The sequence below is a fragment of the Testudinibacter sp. 'clade 2' genome (assembly GCF_006227735.1).
Classification (GTDB): Bacteria; Pseudomonadota; Gammaproteobacteria; order Enterobacterales; family Pasteurellaceae; genus Chelonobacter.
On sequence record NZ_VDHB01000065.1, the window covers coordinates 1 to 14,543 of the forward strand.

Consider the following 14,543-nt stretch of genomic DNA (forward strand, 5'->3'; position numbering starts at 1 on the left):
GAATTAATTAATAATGTTAACTTTATTCTTGCTGCCTGCGTAATTGAAAAGCATAAACTCTCATCACAAATGCAAGAAAACAATCCTTATCACTTTTCACTAAAACATTGTTTAGAAACATTATATGATTTTATTTGTGAGAAAAATCAGGCGAATTTAACTACTTTTGTCGCGGTTGAAAGCCGTGGTAAAAAAGAGGATAGAGAGCTAGAATTAGAATTTCTAAAAATATGCCACGGTGAAAATAAATTTCAAAAACCGCTACCTTTTAAAATTAAAATCGTTTCAAAGAGTAGTAATTCCACAGGCTTACAACTAGCAGATTTGGTTGCCAGACCAATAGGTCGTTATATATTGAATCCTCAACAAGCAAGCCGCGCATTTGATGTTTTAAAGAATAAATTTTACTGTGAAGGTGGCAGGTGCAGTGTTGGCGAGCAATTCGATCAAAAAGGGTTAAAGCATTTTCCATAAAAATAGCTTCTTATAAAAGCGAAAGGTCTCGATGAAACCACCAAGACCATAGCGCCGACCGAGCACCCCCGATCCATTTATAACTCTATTGTAGTTTTTTCATTATAGAAAAACAAGTTCAAAACACCTGCGCTACAGCTCTTTTTAGCTTCTTTTTATTTTTTGAGAACTATTTTTATTTGACAGAGATCAAATAATCAATATATAGTGCTTTAAAAATAAATAATGTCTATATATAGTGTCTGCGTTTTTTGGTTTATCCATATAAGGGGTTTTTATGTCAGGGTTACAGGTCATCAAAAGAGACGGTGCCAGCACGCCGTTCGTGGCAGAGCGTATTCTACAAGCTATCCGTAAAGCAGCGGTTGCCTGCGAAATCAACAACGAAGCATTTTGCTCACACATCAGTAATGAAGTTTGTCAGCAGATTTTCAGCCACTATCAGCAACAGATTGATATTGCGCATATTCAGTCGCTGGTCGAAGAGAAGTTGATGAAGAGCCAGTATCCGCAAATTGCCCGAGCCTATATCGAATACCGCCATGATCGCGATTTGGCGCGTGAGAAACGCAGCCAGTTGACGCAAGAGATCGAGGGCTTGATTGAGCAAAGTAATCTGGAAATTCTGAATGAAAACGCCAATAAAGATGCCAAGGTGATCCCAACCCAGCGCGATCTGCTGGCAGGTATTGTGGCAAAACACTATGCCAAGCGCTATCTGCTGCCGGCCGATGTGGTGGCGGCTCACGAAAAAGGCGAAATCCACTACCACGATTTGGATTATGCGCCGTTCTTCCCGATGTTCAACTGTATGCTGGTTGATTTGCAAGGCATGCTGGAGCAAGGCTTTAAAATGGGCAATGCCGAAATTGAAACCCCGAAATCGATCACCACCGCCACCGCCGTTACCGCACAAATCATCGCACAGGTCGCCAGCCATATTTACGGCGGCACAACCATCAATCGGATTGACGAAGTGTTGGCGCCCTATGTACAAAAAAGCTATGAAAAGCATTTGGCGATCGCAGCAGAATGGCAGATTGCCGATGCGGAAGGCTACGCCAAAGCACGCTTGCAAAAAGAGTGTTTCGATGCGTTTCAATCGCTGGAATATGAAGTCAACACGCTGCACACCGCCAACGGACAAACGCCGTTCGTCACTTTTGGCTTCGGCTTGGGCACCAGCTGGCAGTCGCGTTTGATTCAACAGGCCATTTTGCAGAATCGACTGCAAGGTTTGGGTAAAAATCACAAAACGGCAATTTTCCCGAAACTGGTCTTCACGCTGAAACAAGGCTTAAATTTGAATGCTGCCGATCCGAATTACGATATCAAACAACTGGCACTGAAATGCGCCAGCGAGCGGATGTATCCGGATATTCTGAATTACGACCAAGTAGTGCAAGTGACCGGTTCGTTCAAAGCGCCGATGGGCTGCCGCAGCTTTTTGGGCAAATATGAACAGGATCAGCAGGAAATCCACGAGGGTCGCAATAATCTCGGCGTGGTCAGTTTGAACCTGCCACGCATTGCTCTGGAAGCGCAAGATGACGAAGTGCGGTTCTATCAGCTGTTAGACCAACGTTTGGCGATTGCCAAAAAAGCGCTGATGACGCGCATTGCCCGTTTGCAACAGACCAAAGCCCGTGTTGCACCGATTTTATATATGGAGGGAGCTTGTGGCGTGCGGCTGCAAGCCGATGATTGCGTGGCGGACATTTTCAAAAACGGACGTGCCTCGATTTCGCTCGGTTATATCGGCATTCACGAAACCATCAATGCGCTATTCGGCAGCCCTATTTATGATCAACAAACCTTGTGGCAAAAAGGCTTAGACATTGTGCAGCACTTGCGAAGTGCGGTTGAGGCGTGGAAACAAGAGAGCGGTTATGCGTTCAGCCTGTATTCTACCCCGAGCGAAAATCTGTGTGATCGCTTCTGTCGTCTCGACAGCAAAGTGTTCGGGATTATTGATGGCGTAACCGACAAAGGCTACTACACCAATAGTTTCCATTTGGACGTGGAAAAGAAGGTCAATCCATACGACAAGCTGGATTTTGAAATGGCCTATCCGCCGATCGCCAACGGCGGCTTTATCTGCTACGGCGAATATCCGAATATGCAGCGCAATCTCAAAGCGCTGGAGGATGTATGGGATTACAGCTATTCCCGTGTGCCGTATTACGGCACCAATACCCCGATCGACGAATGTTACGGCTGCGGCTACAAAGGCGAATTCGACTGCACCAGCAAAGGCTTCACCTGCCCGTCCTGTGGCAACCACGACAGCAGCACGGTTTCGGTCACTCGCCGGGTGTGCGGCTATCTCGGCAGCCCGGATGCGCGCCCGTTCAACAGCGGCAAGCAGGAAGAAGTCAAACGCCGGGTAAAACACTTGTAAAGTGCGATCACAATGAACTATCTGCAATATTATCCGGTGGATGTGGTCAACGGCGAAGGCACACGTTGCACCCTGTTTGTAGCAGGGTGCGAGCACCAATGCAAAGGCTGTTACAACCAAAAAAGCTGGTCATTCTGCGCTGGCGTGCCGTTTGATCAGGCGATGGAAGATCAAATTCTGGCGGATTTAAAAGATACGCGCATTAAGCGGCAAGGCTTGAGCCTCAGCGGTGGCGATCCGCTGCACCCGAAAAACCTGACCGCACTTTTGCCGTTGGTGCAACGGATTAAACACGAATGCCCCGATAAAGATATTTGGTTGTGGACCGGTTATCGCCTGCAAGAGCTGAACGCCGAACAGCAAGCGTTTTTGGCGTATATCGACGTGTTGATCGACGGCAAGTTTATCCAACAACTTGCCGATGCGAAACTGTTGTGGCGCGGTTCCAGCAATCAGGTCATTTACCGCCTGAAAGCCTGAACCGCACTTCTACTATGATAGTGTGTTACTTATGATAGTGTTATTGTTGATCACGTTGTTTCAGTAACGGTGCTAACCATTGTTCAAATTGTCTGGCGTCCAAAAATCCGCTGATGCGGCTGTTAGCAATCTCTTTTCCGCTTGGCTCAAAGAAAATAATGGTAGGCAACCCGACAATATTCAAGTTTTCCATCAAAGTGCGGTTTTGTGGACTGTTGCGAGTCAAATCTGCTCGCAATAACACCATTTTTGCCATCTGCTGCTGCACTTGCGGATCACTGAAGGTATATTTTTCAAACTCTTTGCACGCCACACACCAATCCGCATACAGGTCCAACATCACCACTTTACCGCTATTTTGTTGCAACTGCTGCTGTAAATCGGCATAGTCCGACACCGCATTAAAAGGCAGATGTTGTGGCTCGGTTTGGCTGGTCAGCGTATTGCCGTTTATCATTTGCCCAAGCCAACTCACCAACGGCTGCGCCAACACGATCGCAGCAAGCAACGGCAGCAGTTTGATCCCCAATAGGGATTTTTTATCACTGATGGCAGAAGTCAACCAAAGGAAAAATGCGACACCGAGCAACGACCATAAACGTTCACCCCAGATTTCAGGGATCAAACGTGAGATTAAGAAGACCGGCACCGCCAACATCACAAAACCAAAGGCAATTTTGACTTTTTCTTGCCACTCGCCACCTTTTGGCAAAATTCGGTTGCCAAACAATGTTACCAGTACCAACGGCACGCCCATACCCAGCGCCAGCAGATACAAACTCAAGCCGCCGGTCACAAAATCACCACTTTGCGCCACATATAACAATGCGCCCGACAGCGGTGCACTGACACAAGGGGATGCCACCAACCCTGCAATCATCCCCATCAAAAACACATTCCAATAAGCGCCGCCGCTCTGTTTTTGGCTCATTTGATTCAGTTTGTTTTGCCAAGAAGACGGCAGTTGCAAGGTGAACACACCAAACATCGAGCAGGCTAAAACCACAAACAGAATTGAAAATGCAATCAAGACATAAGGGCTTTGCAATGCAATTTGAAACGGCAATCCAATTGCGACCACCAGCAAGCCTAGTGCGGTATAGGTCAGCGCCATGCCTTGAATATAAACCACACTCAACAGCAACGCACGCAGGCTGTGCGGACGCTGTTTTTGTCCGATTACAATCGAGGAAAGCAGTGGCAACATCGGCAGTACGCAAGGGGTAAACGCCAGACCTAACCCTAAAACAAAAAACCACAAAATACTGAATTTGTTTTCGCCCAGATTGCTGGCTAACTCTTCGGTGCTATTACGATTAAATACGCTATCGTCAACATTACGGTTGTCTGCTATGACCGCACTTTGTTGCCGGGTATCCACAGGGCGATCTCCGGCTATCGCCGTTGTGTTTTGCCTGCCTGCCAACGCAGTCAAATCCAATTCCTGCGTTTCCGGCGGATAGCAAAAACCGCTGGTACAGCCTTGATAGTGAACGGTAATTTTTCCATTGCGGTTATGTAACGGCACGGCAAATGCTAACTGATTGCGGTAAATTTGAACTTCGCCGAAAAATTCATCATGATACGGCGTGGCGGGCGGCAGTGCCAAATCAGTGATGCGACCCTGTGCGTCCTCAAGTGAGATTTCACGTTGATATAAATAATAACCTTCGGCAATCTGCCAATTGAGGTTTAAGCTTTGCTGATCCGCTTGCGCTGAAAAGATAAAAGCTTCATGCGGCGGTAAAAACCGCTCTTTTTTACCGAACAGATCATTGGCAAAGCTCGTGCTGCTGATCAAATGCAGCACAAAAAGTATAACGCTCAATAAAACAGCAAAACGTGCAAAGTGCGGTTTGACTAACATAACAATCCATTAAAAATAAAATCCGATAATGTGTACACTATCGGATTTTTGTTTGAAGATCTATTGTTGCTTGCTCAGATTATTTATAAATAATCTCTTCATTGGCTTTAAATTTGGCGGCATCAATTGGTGAATTTTCCTCAAAATAGAGTTTCAGGCTCTCCGCATCGACAAAGCCCGTATTGACGTAGGTCGGATTGTCGCTCACCAATGGATAACCGTCACCGCCAGCAGCAGTGTAGCTCGGCAGGGAAATACGATAGACTTTTTTCGGATCAAGCGGTTTGCCGTTGATCTTCACATCAGATACCTTTTTCGCAGTGCGATCCACCGTCATACCGATGCCAGCGAATTGCGCATAAGCGCCGGAATCCACCTCTTTCAACGCCACCACATTCAGATAATCGATCAGCTCAGCCCCATTGAGTTCAACATAACTGATGATGTTGCCGAACGGCTGCACGGTCAAAATATCTTTATAAGTCACTTTACCCGGTTCGATTGAGGCGCGAATACCACCGGAATTCATAATGCCGACATCCGCTTTGGCACGCTCCTGTTGTGAACGGGCAATCAGCTGCCCCAAATTGGTTTGTTGGAAACGGATAACGTTGCGGTCCCCTTCCAGTTTCTCGTTGACACTACCCACTTCAACCCCAAGCAATTCATCACCTTTGTCTTGATAAGTTTTCAAATGTGCCAGCAACTCTTGATCGGCCGGAATCTCTTCTTGGAACAACACATACTCGGTTTTTCCTTCCGCATTTTTAACTTTATCTTTTAAGTTAACCGGAATCAGCTGATAGCCAACCAATTTCAGATCACCGTTTTTAAATTCAAAATCAGCACGCCCGACATATTTGCCCCACTCCCCGGCCTGCATGATCCAAGTGCCGTTTTCAAACGCCGGTTTGCAGGCATCGCCCGGTTTGTATTTAAGGTTGAAACTGCCGTCATCATTGATACAAACCGTATCATGACTGTGACCGCCGAGGATCATGTCAAATGCGCCTTTTTCCAATTCCCGTGCCATCGACACATCGCCCGGGGCATTTGAACCATATTGCGCATTATGGTAATAACCCATGTGGGTCAATGCAATCTTGATATCGGGCTTTTCATTACTATTAAGGCTGGCAAGAACATCTTTTGCCGCCTCTGCCGGGCGGATAAACTCGACATTGGAAATAAATTCCGGGTTGCCTAATTTAGCAGTATCTTCCGTGGTCAAACCGACCACCGCCACTTTCAGCCCCTGTTTATCTAAGATGGTATAAGGCTTCACCAACAAACTGCCGTCTTTTTTGTTAAACACATTGGCGGATAAGAACGGGAATTTTGCCCAACTCTCCTGCATATCCAACAATTGCAACGGATTATCAAATTCATGATTTCCCAAGGTCAGGGCTTCATAACCTATCGCATTCATCGCTTCAATATCCGGCTTGGCATTTTGCAAATCAGACTCCGGAATCCCGGTGTTGTAGTCACCAGCGTTGAGCAGAATCACATCTCCACCTTTGTCAGCAACTTCTTTACGAATGCGATCAATCAAGGTTTTTTGTGCAGCCAAGCCATATTCACCATTTTGATTGGTCCAAAAACGACCATGCAAATCATTGGTGTGCAGCACAGTCAATTGATAAGTGCGGTCTTTCTCGTATTCCGCCTGTGCCAAACCGGAAAATGCCAAAGTGCTTAGGATAACACCTGCGCAAGTGCTTAATTTTAATAAAGACTTCATACTAGTTCCTTTTTATTTTGAATAGAGAGTTAAACAAGATGAAAGATAAAGATGAAAGATAAAAAAACTCGCCCCTAAGTATGCGCAAAAAATAATATAAAATCCATTGATTTATCCGATAAAATTAACGAATCGTTTTGATCCAGAAAAAGAAAAACCAGTATTCGATCAACAGCAGCACCAGCAACGAAATCCGTCCATAAATCGAGGGTAAAAAATAATAGCTGATTGCAATCATGCCGGTGGATAACAGCAAAATATAAATCTTACTTTTCAAGGTCAACGCCCGCTGCTCGTCAAAGGTTTTCAGGTATTTATGATAAAGTGCGGTCTGCAAAAACCAACTGTGCAACCGCTCAGAGCTTTTAGCAAAGAAGTACAATGCCAGCAATAGAAAAGGCGTGGTCGGCAGCACCGGCAGCGGAATCCCGATAATTCCTAAACCGAGCGCAATAAAACCCAATAAAATATAGATAAATTTGATCAACGGCATTATGCTTCCCATTTATTAATAATAGTTTTCATTATAAACGCAACTTCCATGCCTTCACAAATGCTATAGCAGCATTGATTTGCTAAACCCCGCACTAAAACTTGCAATTCCAGCAGAAAAGAGTAAAATTTGACGGCTTTTTATCGCTTCATTGCGCTACAAAGTACATGACACCCTCACCTCGAACGAGGGTTTTATTTTTACTATCATTTTAGAGGACGCTATGGTAACCATTCGTTTATCTCGTGGCGGTGCAAAAAAACGCCCATTTTATCAAATCGTTGTAGCGGACAGCCGCTGCCCTCGTGACGGTCGTTTTATCGAGCGCGTTGGTTTTTTCAACCCAATTGCTGCCGGTAAAGCTGAACGTTTACGTTTAGATTTAGAGCGTGTCAACGCTTGGATCGAAAAAGGTGCATCTTTATCTGACCGCGTTTCTGCACTGGTTAAAGAAGCAAAAAAAGCAGCATAATCTGCTTTAAGCAAAACACATGAGTAGGTGAATATGACAGCACAAAACATCAGTATCGTCGGCAAGTTGGGTTCAACTTACGGGATTCGTGGTTGGTTGCGAATCTATTCATCGACAGAACAAGCTGAAAGTATCTTCGATTATCAACCTTGGTATTTGAATATCAAGGGAAAATGGCAAGCCACCGAGCTGGAAAGCTGGCGCTACCACAGTAACGATTTGATCGTGAAACTGAAAAACATCGATGATCGCGACATCGCACAAACCCTAACCAATATTGAAATTGGGGTGAATGCGGAAAACTTCCCAGCGCTTGAAGAGGGCTATTACTGGCACGATTTAATCGGTTGCCAAGTAGTGAATCTGCAAGGCTATCAATTGGGCAGCGTCAGCGACATGATGGAAACCGGTTCGAACGATGTATTAGTGGTGAAAGCCAATTTGAATGACGCTTTCGGACAACAAGAGCGGTTGATTCCGTATCTTGAAGAGACAGTAGTTAAAAGAGTCGATCTCGCCACAAAGACTATTGAAGTGGATTGGGACGCTGGTTTCTAACCTCAGGAAACACGTGGGCGCTTTGGCGGTAACATTTTTAGCATAGGTAACAATATGTGGATTGGGATTATTAGTCTTTTCCCGGAAATGTTTAAAGCAATCACCGAATTCGGGGTAACAGGCAGAGCCGTAAAACACAACCTGCTGCAAGTGCGGTGTTGGAATCCGCGAGATTTCACCCACGACAAGCATAATACCGTTGACGACCGCCCTTATGGCGGCGGACCGGGCATGCTGATGATGGTGCAACCGTTGCGTGATGCCATTCATGCCGCAAAGCAAGCTGCTGGGGAAGGTGTGAAGGTAATTTACCTTTCTCCACAGGGACGCAAACTCGATCAGCGTGGCGTACAGCAATTATCGCAATATCAAAAAATCATTTTGGTTTGCGGACGCTACGAAGGCATCGACGAACGTTTGATTGAAGCGGAAATCGATGAAGAGTGGTCGGTCGGGGACTATGTCCTGACCGGCGGGGAACTGCCTGCAATGACGTTAATCGACGCCGTTGCTCGTTTTATTCCCGGGGTATTGGGCAAACAGGCTTCAGCCGAAGAGGATTCTTTCGCTGACGGTTTGTTGGATTGCCCACACTATACCCGCCCGGAAGTGTTGGACGGTGCCGCCGTGCCACCGGTATTAATGTCGGGCAACCATGCGGAAATACGCAAATGGCGCTTAATGCAGTCATTGCACCGCACTTGGACACGCCGACCTGAGCTATTGGAAAGCCTAGCTCTGACTGACGAACAAAGAGGGCTGTTGGATCTAATCCAGCAGCAAGAGTAAAGATTCAGTTACATCTAGGAATAAAAGGTATTTATTATGAGTAACATTATTAAACAACTGGAACAAGAACAATTGAAACAAGACGTACCAAGCTTCCGTCCTGGTGACACTTTGGAAGTGAAAGTATGGGTTGTTGAAGGTAGTAAAAAACGTCTGCAGGCGTTCGAAGGCGTGGTTATCGCAATTCGTAACCGCGGTCTGCATTCTGCTTTCACCTTGCGTAAATTATCAAACGGTGTTGGTGTTGAGCGTACGTTCCAAACGCATTCACCACAAATCGACAGCATCAGCGTAAAACGTAAAGGTGCGGTACGCAAAGCCAAACTGTACTACTTGCGTGAGCGTAGTGGTAAGTCAGCGCGTATCAAAGAGCGTTTGAACTAATTGCAAGATTAGCAAATATAAGAAAGGCTTGGAAAACTCCAAGCCTTTTCTTTTTTTGTCAGCGCCATTTTCAGCTAACTGGTTGCCCCCACAATCGGTGTAAAATAAACCGATGATCAGTAACAAACTAAACCAAAGGACACCTGATGACTTTAAGCGAAATACTACACCACCGTCGTGCGATGCGCCACTACAGCGACACGCCACTTGACAGTGACAAAGTACGCCAATGCCTACAATTGGCACAACTGGCACCCAGCAGCTCGAATATGCAACTGTATGAGTTTTATCACATCAGCGACAAAACCGCACTTTCACAACTTGCCGCAGCTTGCCTTAGTCAAAATACTGCCACCACCGCACAACAAATGGTCGTGTTTGTTACCCGTCAGGATTTGCATCGTCAACATGCCAAGCAAGTTTTGAGCGCCGCCAGCGAGGATCTTCAGCGCAATACCCCGGCAGATAAACACCGCGACCGTCTGAAAAAACTAGAGGGTTATTACGGCAAATTAATGCCGTTTTTGTATGCCCGTGGCTTCGGTTTATTGGGAATGGTGCGCAAACTGATCGCCCATAGCATTGGCTTATTCCGCCCAATTGCCACTAACGTATCTGAAGCCGATTTACGTATCGTCACCCACAAAAGCTGTGCCCTTGCGGCGCAAACCTTTATGCTGGCCATGGCAGAACAAGGCTACGACACCTGCCCGCTCGAAGGCTTGGACAGTCGTATAGTGAAACGGATTCTGCAACTACCACGTGGAGCAGAAATCAACATGGTCGTCACCTGTGGCATTCGTGAAGCAGAACGCGGCATTTGGGGAGAACGCTTTCGCCTGCCATTTGAACAAGTTTACCGAAAAATTTGATACCCGCTTTGTTATTACTGCGCTAGTACAGCGCTATAGTTTAGCGTTGTGCCTCACTGCTGTGGTTTCAATAATCACCTGCTCAGCCGCCAGTACCGGTTTTTTAGCGAATAACAGTTGCAGTGCGGCAATCAAGCTGAATGCCGCAAGCAGCAGCAGCGAAAGCAAGCCAAACATCAATAAAAACAGCGATAGCAATATTAATGCCGCAACTCCGCTGAATTTCTGCGACAAACCACTCTGCTGCAATTTTCCCCGCTGCTGCTGCCAAATCCCTGCCAGTTTTTGCTTGCTGCTTTGTAACCAATCTTTCATCTTTTTCATCATTGCCTCCTTTGCTTTATTTATCAGTATTAAAGCAGACAAAGATTAAGTAATACTTAAGGAAAATAGCCATTAGAACATCTGATTATACAAAAACCAATAAATCCGCACATTTATCAATACGCTAAAAAAACACATTTCCTTTGCTGAGGCAACGGTATTCCCTTTATAATGCCAGCCTCTATCTTTAACACGACCTTTAACACGACGCCAGTGCCATGTATAAACTGATTTTATTGCTAGCCTGCCTCGCTCTCAGCGGCTGCGGCACGATTGTGACTTTGATCAATCCAACCCAGCCGTATAGCGCCTATGCCGGGGTGAAATATGATTACCAGATGGCAAAAAGTTGGGGCTTACCGATTTTGGATATTCCGCTGTCGTTTATTTTAGATACCGCACTTTTGCCTTACGCCCTGGCGCAGGATTAACCAATGAAACTCAATCCGCAACAACAAAACGCCGTCGAATATGTCAACGGACCTTGCTTGGTGCTGGCGGGCGCCGGTTCGGGCAAAACTCGGGTGATTATCAATAAAATTGCCTATTTGATTGAAAAGTGCGGTTATCTGCCGAAGCAGATTGCGGCGGTGACCTTTACCAATAAAGCCGCACGCGAAATGCGCGAGCGGGTGGCGCATTCGATTGGCAAACAAGCCAGCAAAGGGCTGACGGTCTCCACTTTTCATACGCTGGGTTTTGATATTATCAAACGCGAATACCGCACTTTAGGCTATAAAGCCAACATTACCCTGTTCGATCAGCACGATCAACTAGCGCTGCTGAAAGAGCTGACCGAACCGTATCTCAAAGGCGATAAAGATCTGCTTAATCAATTGATGAACACCATTTCCAACTGGAAAAATGATCTGATTCTGCCGGAACGTGCCAAAGGTATTGCCGACGGTCAGAAAGAGATTTTGTTTGCGCTGTGTTACGAGCAATATCACAACCAAATCCGGGCTTATAATGCGCTGGATTTTGACGATTTAATTATGCTGCCAACCCTGCTGTTTCAGCAATATCCCGAAGTCCGGTCACGCTGGCAGGAGAAAATCCGCTATCTGTTGGTCGACGAATACCAAGACACCAACACCAGTCAATATGAGCTGATTAAATTATTGGTTGGAGAGCAAGCACGCTTTACCGTAGTGGGCGACGACGATCAATCGATCTACTCGTGGCGTGGTGCACGGCCGCAAAATATGATCCGCTTGCGTGACGACTTCCCGCAACTGGAAGTGGTTAAGTTGGAACAGAATTACCGCTCGACCCAACGCATTTTGCACGCCGCCAATATTTTGATTGATAATAACGATCATGTGTTTGATAAAAAACTGTTTTCTACTTTGGGCGAAGGCGAAAAGCTACATATTTTAGAAGCCAAAAACGAAGAAAACGAAGCCGAGCGGATTGTTGCCGAACTGGTGGCGCACCGTTTTCTGCGTAAAACGCATTATAAAGATTATGCCATTCTGTATCGTGGCAATCACCAAGCTCGACTGTTGGAAAAAATGCTGATGCAAAATCGCATTCCATACAAAATTTCCGGTGGCACCTCGTTTTTTTCGCGTGCCGAAATCAAGGACATGATGGCGTATCTACGTTTGGTCGTGAACCAAGATGACGACGCCGCATTTCTGCGGATTGTGAATACCCCCAAAAGGGAGATTGGCACGGCAACCCTAGAGAAGCTGGGACAACTGGCGCAAGAAAAGCATATCAGTCTGTTTGCAGCTGTTTTTGAATTTGAGCTGATCCAACGCCTCACCCCGCGAGCCTATCAAGCGTTGCAAAATTTCGTCCGCTGGATGGTCGAGCTGAATGATCAAACGCTACGCAGCGAACCGGAAAGTGCGGTGCGTGAGATGTTGTCCGCCTTGCAATATCAAGAATACCTGTTCGAACACGCCGCCAGCCCAGCACAGGCAGAAATGCAAAGCAAAAACGTGGCGACCCTGTTCGAGTGGGTAGCGGGTATGTTGCGTGGCGATGAATATAACCAAGCCATGACGTTAAATCAGGTGGTTACACGCTTAACCCTGCGTGATATGCTGGAACGTGACGAAGAAGACGACGCAAGCGATCAGGTACAGTTAATGACCCTGCACGCTTCCAAAGGGCTGGAATTTCCGTATGTTTATCTGGTCGGCATGGAAGAGGGCATTTTGCCGCACCAGACCAGTATCGATGAAGACAATGTCGAAGAAGAGCGGCGTTTGGCATATGTCGGCATCACCCGCGCACAGCAGGAGCTGACATTTTCCTTATGCAAAGAGCGGCGCCAATACGGCGAATTGATCCGCCCCGAACCTAGCCGTTTTCTGTTAGAACTGCCACAAAGTGATTTGCTGTGGGAGCGAGATAAACCACCCGTCACCACGCAACAAATCGAACAAAAAACAACCAATCATGTTGCTAATTTGAAAGCCATGCTGCAACGCAAGCGTTAACACCGACCGCACTTTCAGCAAGAATTGCTTGCAAATCAAGCAAACAGCTACAAAACCAAGGCAAAAGTGCGGTTCTGGCAAAAAAAGCCATTGACATATTTTTCGAAAACCGTATTATGTGCGCTCAAACCAATTGCGGTGAGATGGCCGAGAGGCTGAAGGCGCACCCCTGCTAAGGGTGTATATGGGAAACTGTATCGAGGGTTCGAATCCCTCTCTCACCGCCATTTGCTCTGTGCATCCGTAGCTCAGCTGGATAGAGTACTCGGCTACGAACCGAGCGGTCAGAGGTTCGAATCCTCTCGGATGCGCCATTTTAATCCTTACTCTGGTTAAAATGTAACAAGACAATATGACAGGTTAATCAAAAACGAAACGACGCATCCGTAGCTCAGCTGGATAGAGTACTCGGCTACGAACCGAGCGGTCAGAGGTTCGAATCCTCTCGGATGCGCCATTTTTTCTTTTTATATTCCCAATATTATCAAATCTTGCGCTTATCACTTTTATGTCAATAATTTCTATTGATTTACCCTGTCCTTGCCAATCAGGTCAATCTTATCAAGCTTGCTGCCAACCACTACATCAACAAAAAAGTATTGCGCAAACCGCTGAGCAGTTAATGCGATCACGCTATGCCGCTTATGCGCTGCAAAAAATAGATTATCTGGTTGCCACCACTGTTCCGGCGCAACAACCGCACTTGAATACTGCGGCAATGAAACAATGGGCGCAGCAAACCCAATGGGCGGGGCTTGAAATTGTGCAACATCTGCCAAAAATCGGCAAAATCCACGCCCAGGTGGAATTCAATGCGTTTTATCATACCGCAGAGGGCAAACAAGCCCACCACGAACTTTCGACCTTTGTTAAAATCGACGCGCGCTGGTATTTTCTTGATCCGACATTAAGTCAATACCCGGGCATGAAACAACCCTGCTTATGCGGCTCTGGCAAAAAATTTAAACAGTGCTGTGCGCCATTTCTAATCTAAGTTAGCAATATTCCGCCAACAAAAAAACCGAATCCAAACAGATTCGGTTTTAGACTGCTGACAAAGGTTAAAATACACGATTAATGTTGTAACTGTAGGGGGCGATTATATATCGCCCCGAACCGCACTTTGCATTTTTCCTTTATTAATTAAGTGCTTATTCAGTACTTCGCAAACGGGCGGATATATAATCCGCCCCTACCTTGCCTCATCAAATATCTTTGTCAATAATCTGACA

Annotated in this window: 15 protein-coding genes and 3 tRNA genes; 14 read left to right on the plus strand and 4 right to left on the minus strand. The window is 46.2% G+C overall.

Features of this window, described 5'->3' with window-relative positions:
- The 3 genes from FHQ30_RS05670 to nrdG all read left to right on the plus strand — a co-directional run.
- The coding region (locus FHQ30_RS05670; protein ID WP_139625154.1) for a DUF3800 domain-containing protein at positions 1-474 on the plus strand (474 nt) is incomplete at its 5' end.
- Between the two features lie 277 nt (positions 475-751).
- Complete coding sequence (gene nrdD / locus FHQ30_RS05675) at positions 752-2,875, plus strand: anaerobic ribonucleoside-triphosphate reductase (RefSeq protein WP_139610256.1); 2,124 nt, start codon at positions 752-754, stop codon at positions 2,873-2,875.
- 12 nt (positions 2,876-2,887) lie between these two features.
- Positions 2,888-3,355 (plus strand): anaerobic ribonucleoside-triphosphate reductase-activating protein, encoded by a 468-nt coding sequence (gene nrdG, locus FHQ30_RS05680; RefSeq protein WP_139610255.1) that lies wholly within the window; start codon positions 2,888-2,890, stop codon positions 3,353-3,355.
- A 40-nt stretch (positions 3,356-3,395) separates the two neighbouring features.
- On the opposite strand, the gene FHQ30_RS05685 is transcribed toward nrdG, so the two are convergent.
- From FHQ30_RS05685 to FHQ30_RS05695, 3 genes are all read right to left on the minus strand, one after another.
- Positions 3,396-5,222 carry a protein-disulfide reductase DsbD gene (locus FHQ30_RS05685; protein ID WP_139610254.1) on the minus strand — a complete coding sequence of 609 codons (1,827 nt, stop codon included), beginning with the start codon at positions 5,220-5,222 and terminating at the stop codon, positions 3,396-3,398.
- A 79-nt stretch (positions 5,223-5,301) separates the two neighbouring features.
- Entirely contained in the window at positions 5,302-6,966 is a 1,665-nt protein-coding gene (ushA, locus tag FHQ30_RS05690) for a bifunctional UDP-sugar hydrolase/5'-nucleotidase UshA (protein WP_139610253.1), read from the minus strand.
- Positions 6,967-7,090: 124 nt separating this feature from the next.
- Positions 7,091-7,450: a YbaN family protein gene (locus FHQ30_RS05695; RefSeq protein ID WP_132967814.1), complete on the minus strand. Its 360-nt coding sequence runs from the start codon at positions 7,448-7,450 to the stop codon at positions 7,091-7,093.
- Between the two features lie 232 nt (positions 7,451-7,682).
- Between FHQ30_RS05695 and rpsP the strand changes: the two genes are divergently transcribed.
- From rpsP to FHQ30_RS05720, 5 genes are all read left to right on the plus strand, one after another.
- Positions 7,683-7,931 (plus strand): 30S ribosomal protein S16, encoded by a 249-nt coding sequence (gene rpsP / locus FHQ30_RS05700; RefSeq protein WP_139610252.1) that lies wholly within the window; start codon positions 7,683-7,685, stop codon positions 7,929-7,931.
- A gap of 33 nt (positions 7,932-7,964) precedes the next feature.
- On the plus strand, positions 7,965-8,489 hold the full coding sequence (rimM, locus tag FHQ30_RS05705; RefSeq protein WP_139610251.1) for a ribosome maturation factor RimM: 525 nt from the start codon (positions 7,965-7,967) through the stop codon (positions 8,487-8,489).
- A 54-nt stretch (positions 8,490-8,543) separates the two neighbouring features.
- Positions 8,544-9,278, plus strand: coding sequence for a tRNA (guanosine(37)-N1)-methyltransferase TrmD (gene trmD / locus FHQ30_RS05710; RefSeq protein ID WP_139610250.1), 735 nt, complete (start codon positions 8,544-8,546; stop codon positions 9,276-9,278).
- Positions 9,279-9,314: 36 nt separating this feature from the next.
- Positions 9,315-9,662 (plus strand): 50S ribosomal protein L19, encoded by a 348-nt coding sequence (rplS, locus tag FHQ30_RS05715; RefSeq protein WP_132967727.1) that lies wholly within the window; start codon positions 9,315-9,317, stop codon positions 9,660-9,662.
- A gap of 146 nt (positions 9,663-9,808) precedes the next feature.
- Entirely contained in the window at positions 9,809-10,534 is a 726-nt protein-coding gene (locus tag FHQ30_RS05720; protein WP_139610249.1) for a nitroreductase family protein, read from the plus strand.
- A 33-nt stretch (positions 10,535-10,567) separates the two neighbouring features.
- On the opposite strand, the gene FHQ30_RS05725 is transcribed toward FHQ30_RS05720, so the two are convergent.
- Complete coding sequence (locus FHQ30_RS05725) at positions 10,568-10,858, minus strand: hypothetical protein (RefSeq protein ID WP_139610248.1); 291 nt, start codon at positions 10,856-10,858, stop codon at positions 10,568-10,570.
- Between the two features lie 218 nt (positions 10,859-11,076).
- Between FHQ30_RS05725 and FHQ30_RS05730 the strand changes: the two genes are divergently transcribed.
- From FHQ30_RS05730 to FHQ30_RS05755, 6 genes are all read left to right on the plus strand, one after another.
- Positions 11,077-11,289 (plus strand): YceK/YidQ family lipoprotein, encoded by a 213-nt coding sequence (locus FHQ30_RS05730; RefSeq protein ID WP_139610247.1) that lies wholly within the window; start codon positions 11,077-11,079, stop codon positions 11,287-11,289.
- 3 nt (positions 11,290-11,292) lie between these two features.
- The gene (rep, locus tag FHQ30_RS05735) at positions 11,293-13,311 is read left to right on the plus strand and encodes a DNA helicase Rep (protein WP_139610246.1); all 2,019 of its coding nucleotides are present in this window, start codon (positions 11,293-11,295) and stop codon (positions 13,309-13,311) included.
- A 137-nt stretch (positions 13,312-13,448) separates the two neighbouring features.
- A tRNA-Ser gene (locus FHQ30_RS05740) sits at positions 13,449-13,538 on the plus strand.
- Positions 13,539-13,548: 10 nt separating this feature from the next.
- Positions 13,549-13,625 (plus strand) — tRNA-Arg (locus tag FHQ30_RS05745).
- A 66-nt stretch (positions 13,626-13,691) separates the two neighbouring features.
- A tRNA-Arg gene (locus FHQ30_RS05750) sits at positions 13,692-13,768 on the plus strand.
- Between the two features lie 51 nt (positions 13,769-13,819).
- Positions 13,820-14,305: a YchJ family protein gene (locus tag FHQ30_RS05755; RefSeq protein ID WP_139610245.1), complete on the plus strand. Its 486-nt coding sequence runs from the start codon at positions 13,820-13,822 to the stop codon at positions 14,303-14,305.
- Positions 14,306-14,543: the final 238 nt, after the last annotated feature.

Bases quoted from the DNA above. Each gene is read 5' to 3' on its own strand.
- ushA (WP_139610253.1), bottom strand. From the start codon at position 6,966: ATGAAGTCTTTATTAAAATTAAGCACTTGCGCAGGTGTTATCCTAAGC.
- FHQ30_RS05725 (WP_139610248.1), bottom strand. From the start codon at position 10,858: ATGAAAAAGATGAAAGATTGGTTACAAAGCAGCAAGCAAAAACTGGCA.
- FHQ30_RS05730 (WP_139610247.1), top strand. From the start codon at position 11,077: ATGTATAAACTGATTTTATTGCTAGCCTGCCTCGCTCTCAGCGGCTGC.
- rimM (WP_139610251.1), top strand. From the start codon at position 7,965: ATGACAGCACAAAACATCAGTATCGTCGGCAAGTTGGGTTCAACTTAC.
- rplS (WP_132967727.1), top strand. From the start codon at position 9,315: ATGAGTAACATTATTAAACAACTGGAACAAGAACAATTGAAACAAGAC.
- nrdD (WP_139610256.1), top strand. From the start codon at position 752: ATGTCAGGGTTACAGGTCATCAAAAGAGACGGTGCCAGCACGCCGTTC.
- FHQ30_RS05720 (WP_139610249.1), top strand. From the start codon at position 9,809: ATGACTTTAAGCGAAATACTACACCACCGTCGTGCGATGCGCCACTAC.
- nrdG (WP_139610255.1), top strand. From the start codon at position 2,888: ATGAACTATCTGCAATATTATCCGGTGGATGTGGTCAACGGCGAAGGC.
- rpsP (WP_139610252.1), top strand. From the start codon at position 7,683: ATGGTAACCATTCGTTTATCTCGTGGCGGTGCAAAAAAACGCCCATTT.
- trmD (WP_139610250.1), top strand. From the start codon at position 8,544: ATGTGGATTGGGATTATTAGTCTTTTCCCGGAAATGTTTAAAGCAATC.
- FHQ30_RS05685 (WP_139610254.1), bottom strand. From the start codon at position 5,222: ATGTTAGTCAAACCGCACTTTGCACGTTTTGCTGTTTTATTGAGCGTT.
- FHQ30_RS05755 (WP_139610245.1), top strand. From the start codon at position 13,820: ATGTCAATAATTTCTATTGATTTACCCTGTCCTTGCCAATCAGGTCAA.
- rep (WP_139610246.1), top strand. From the start codon at position 11,293: ATGAAACTCAATCCGCAACAACAAAACGCCGTCGAATATGTCAACGGA.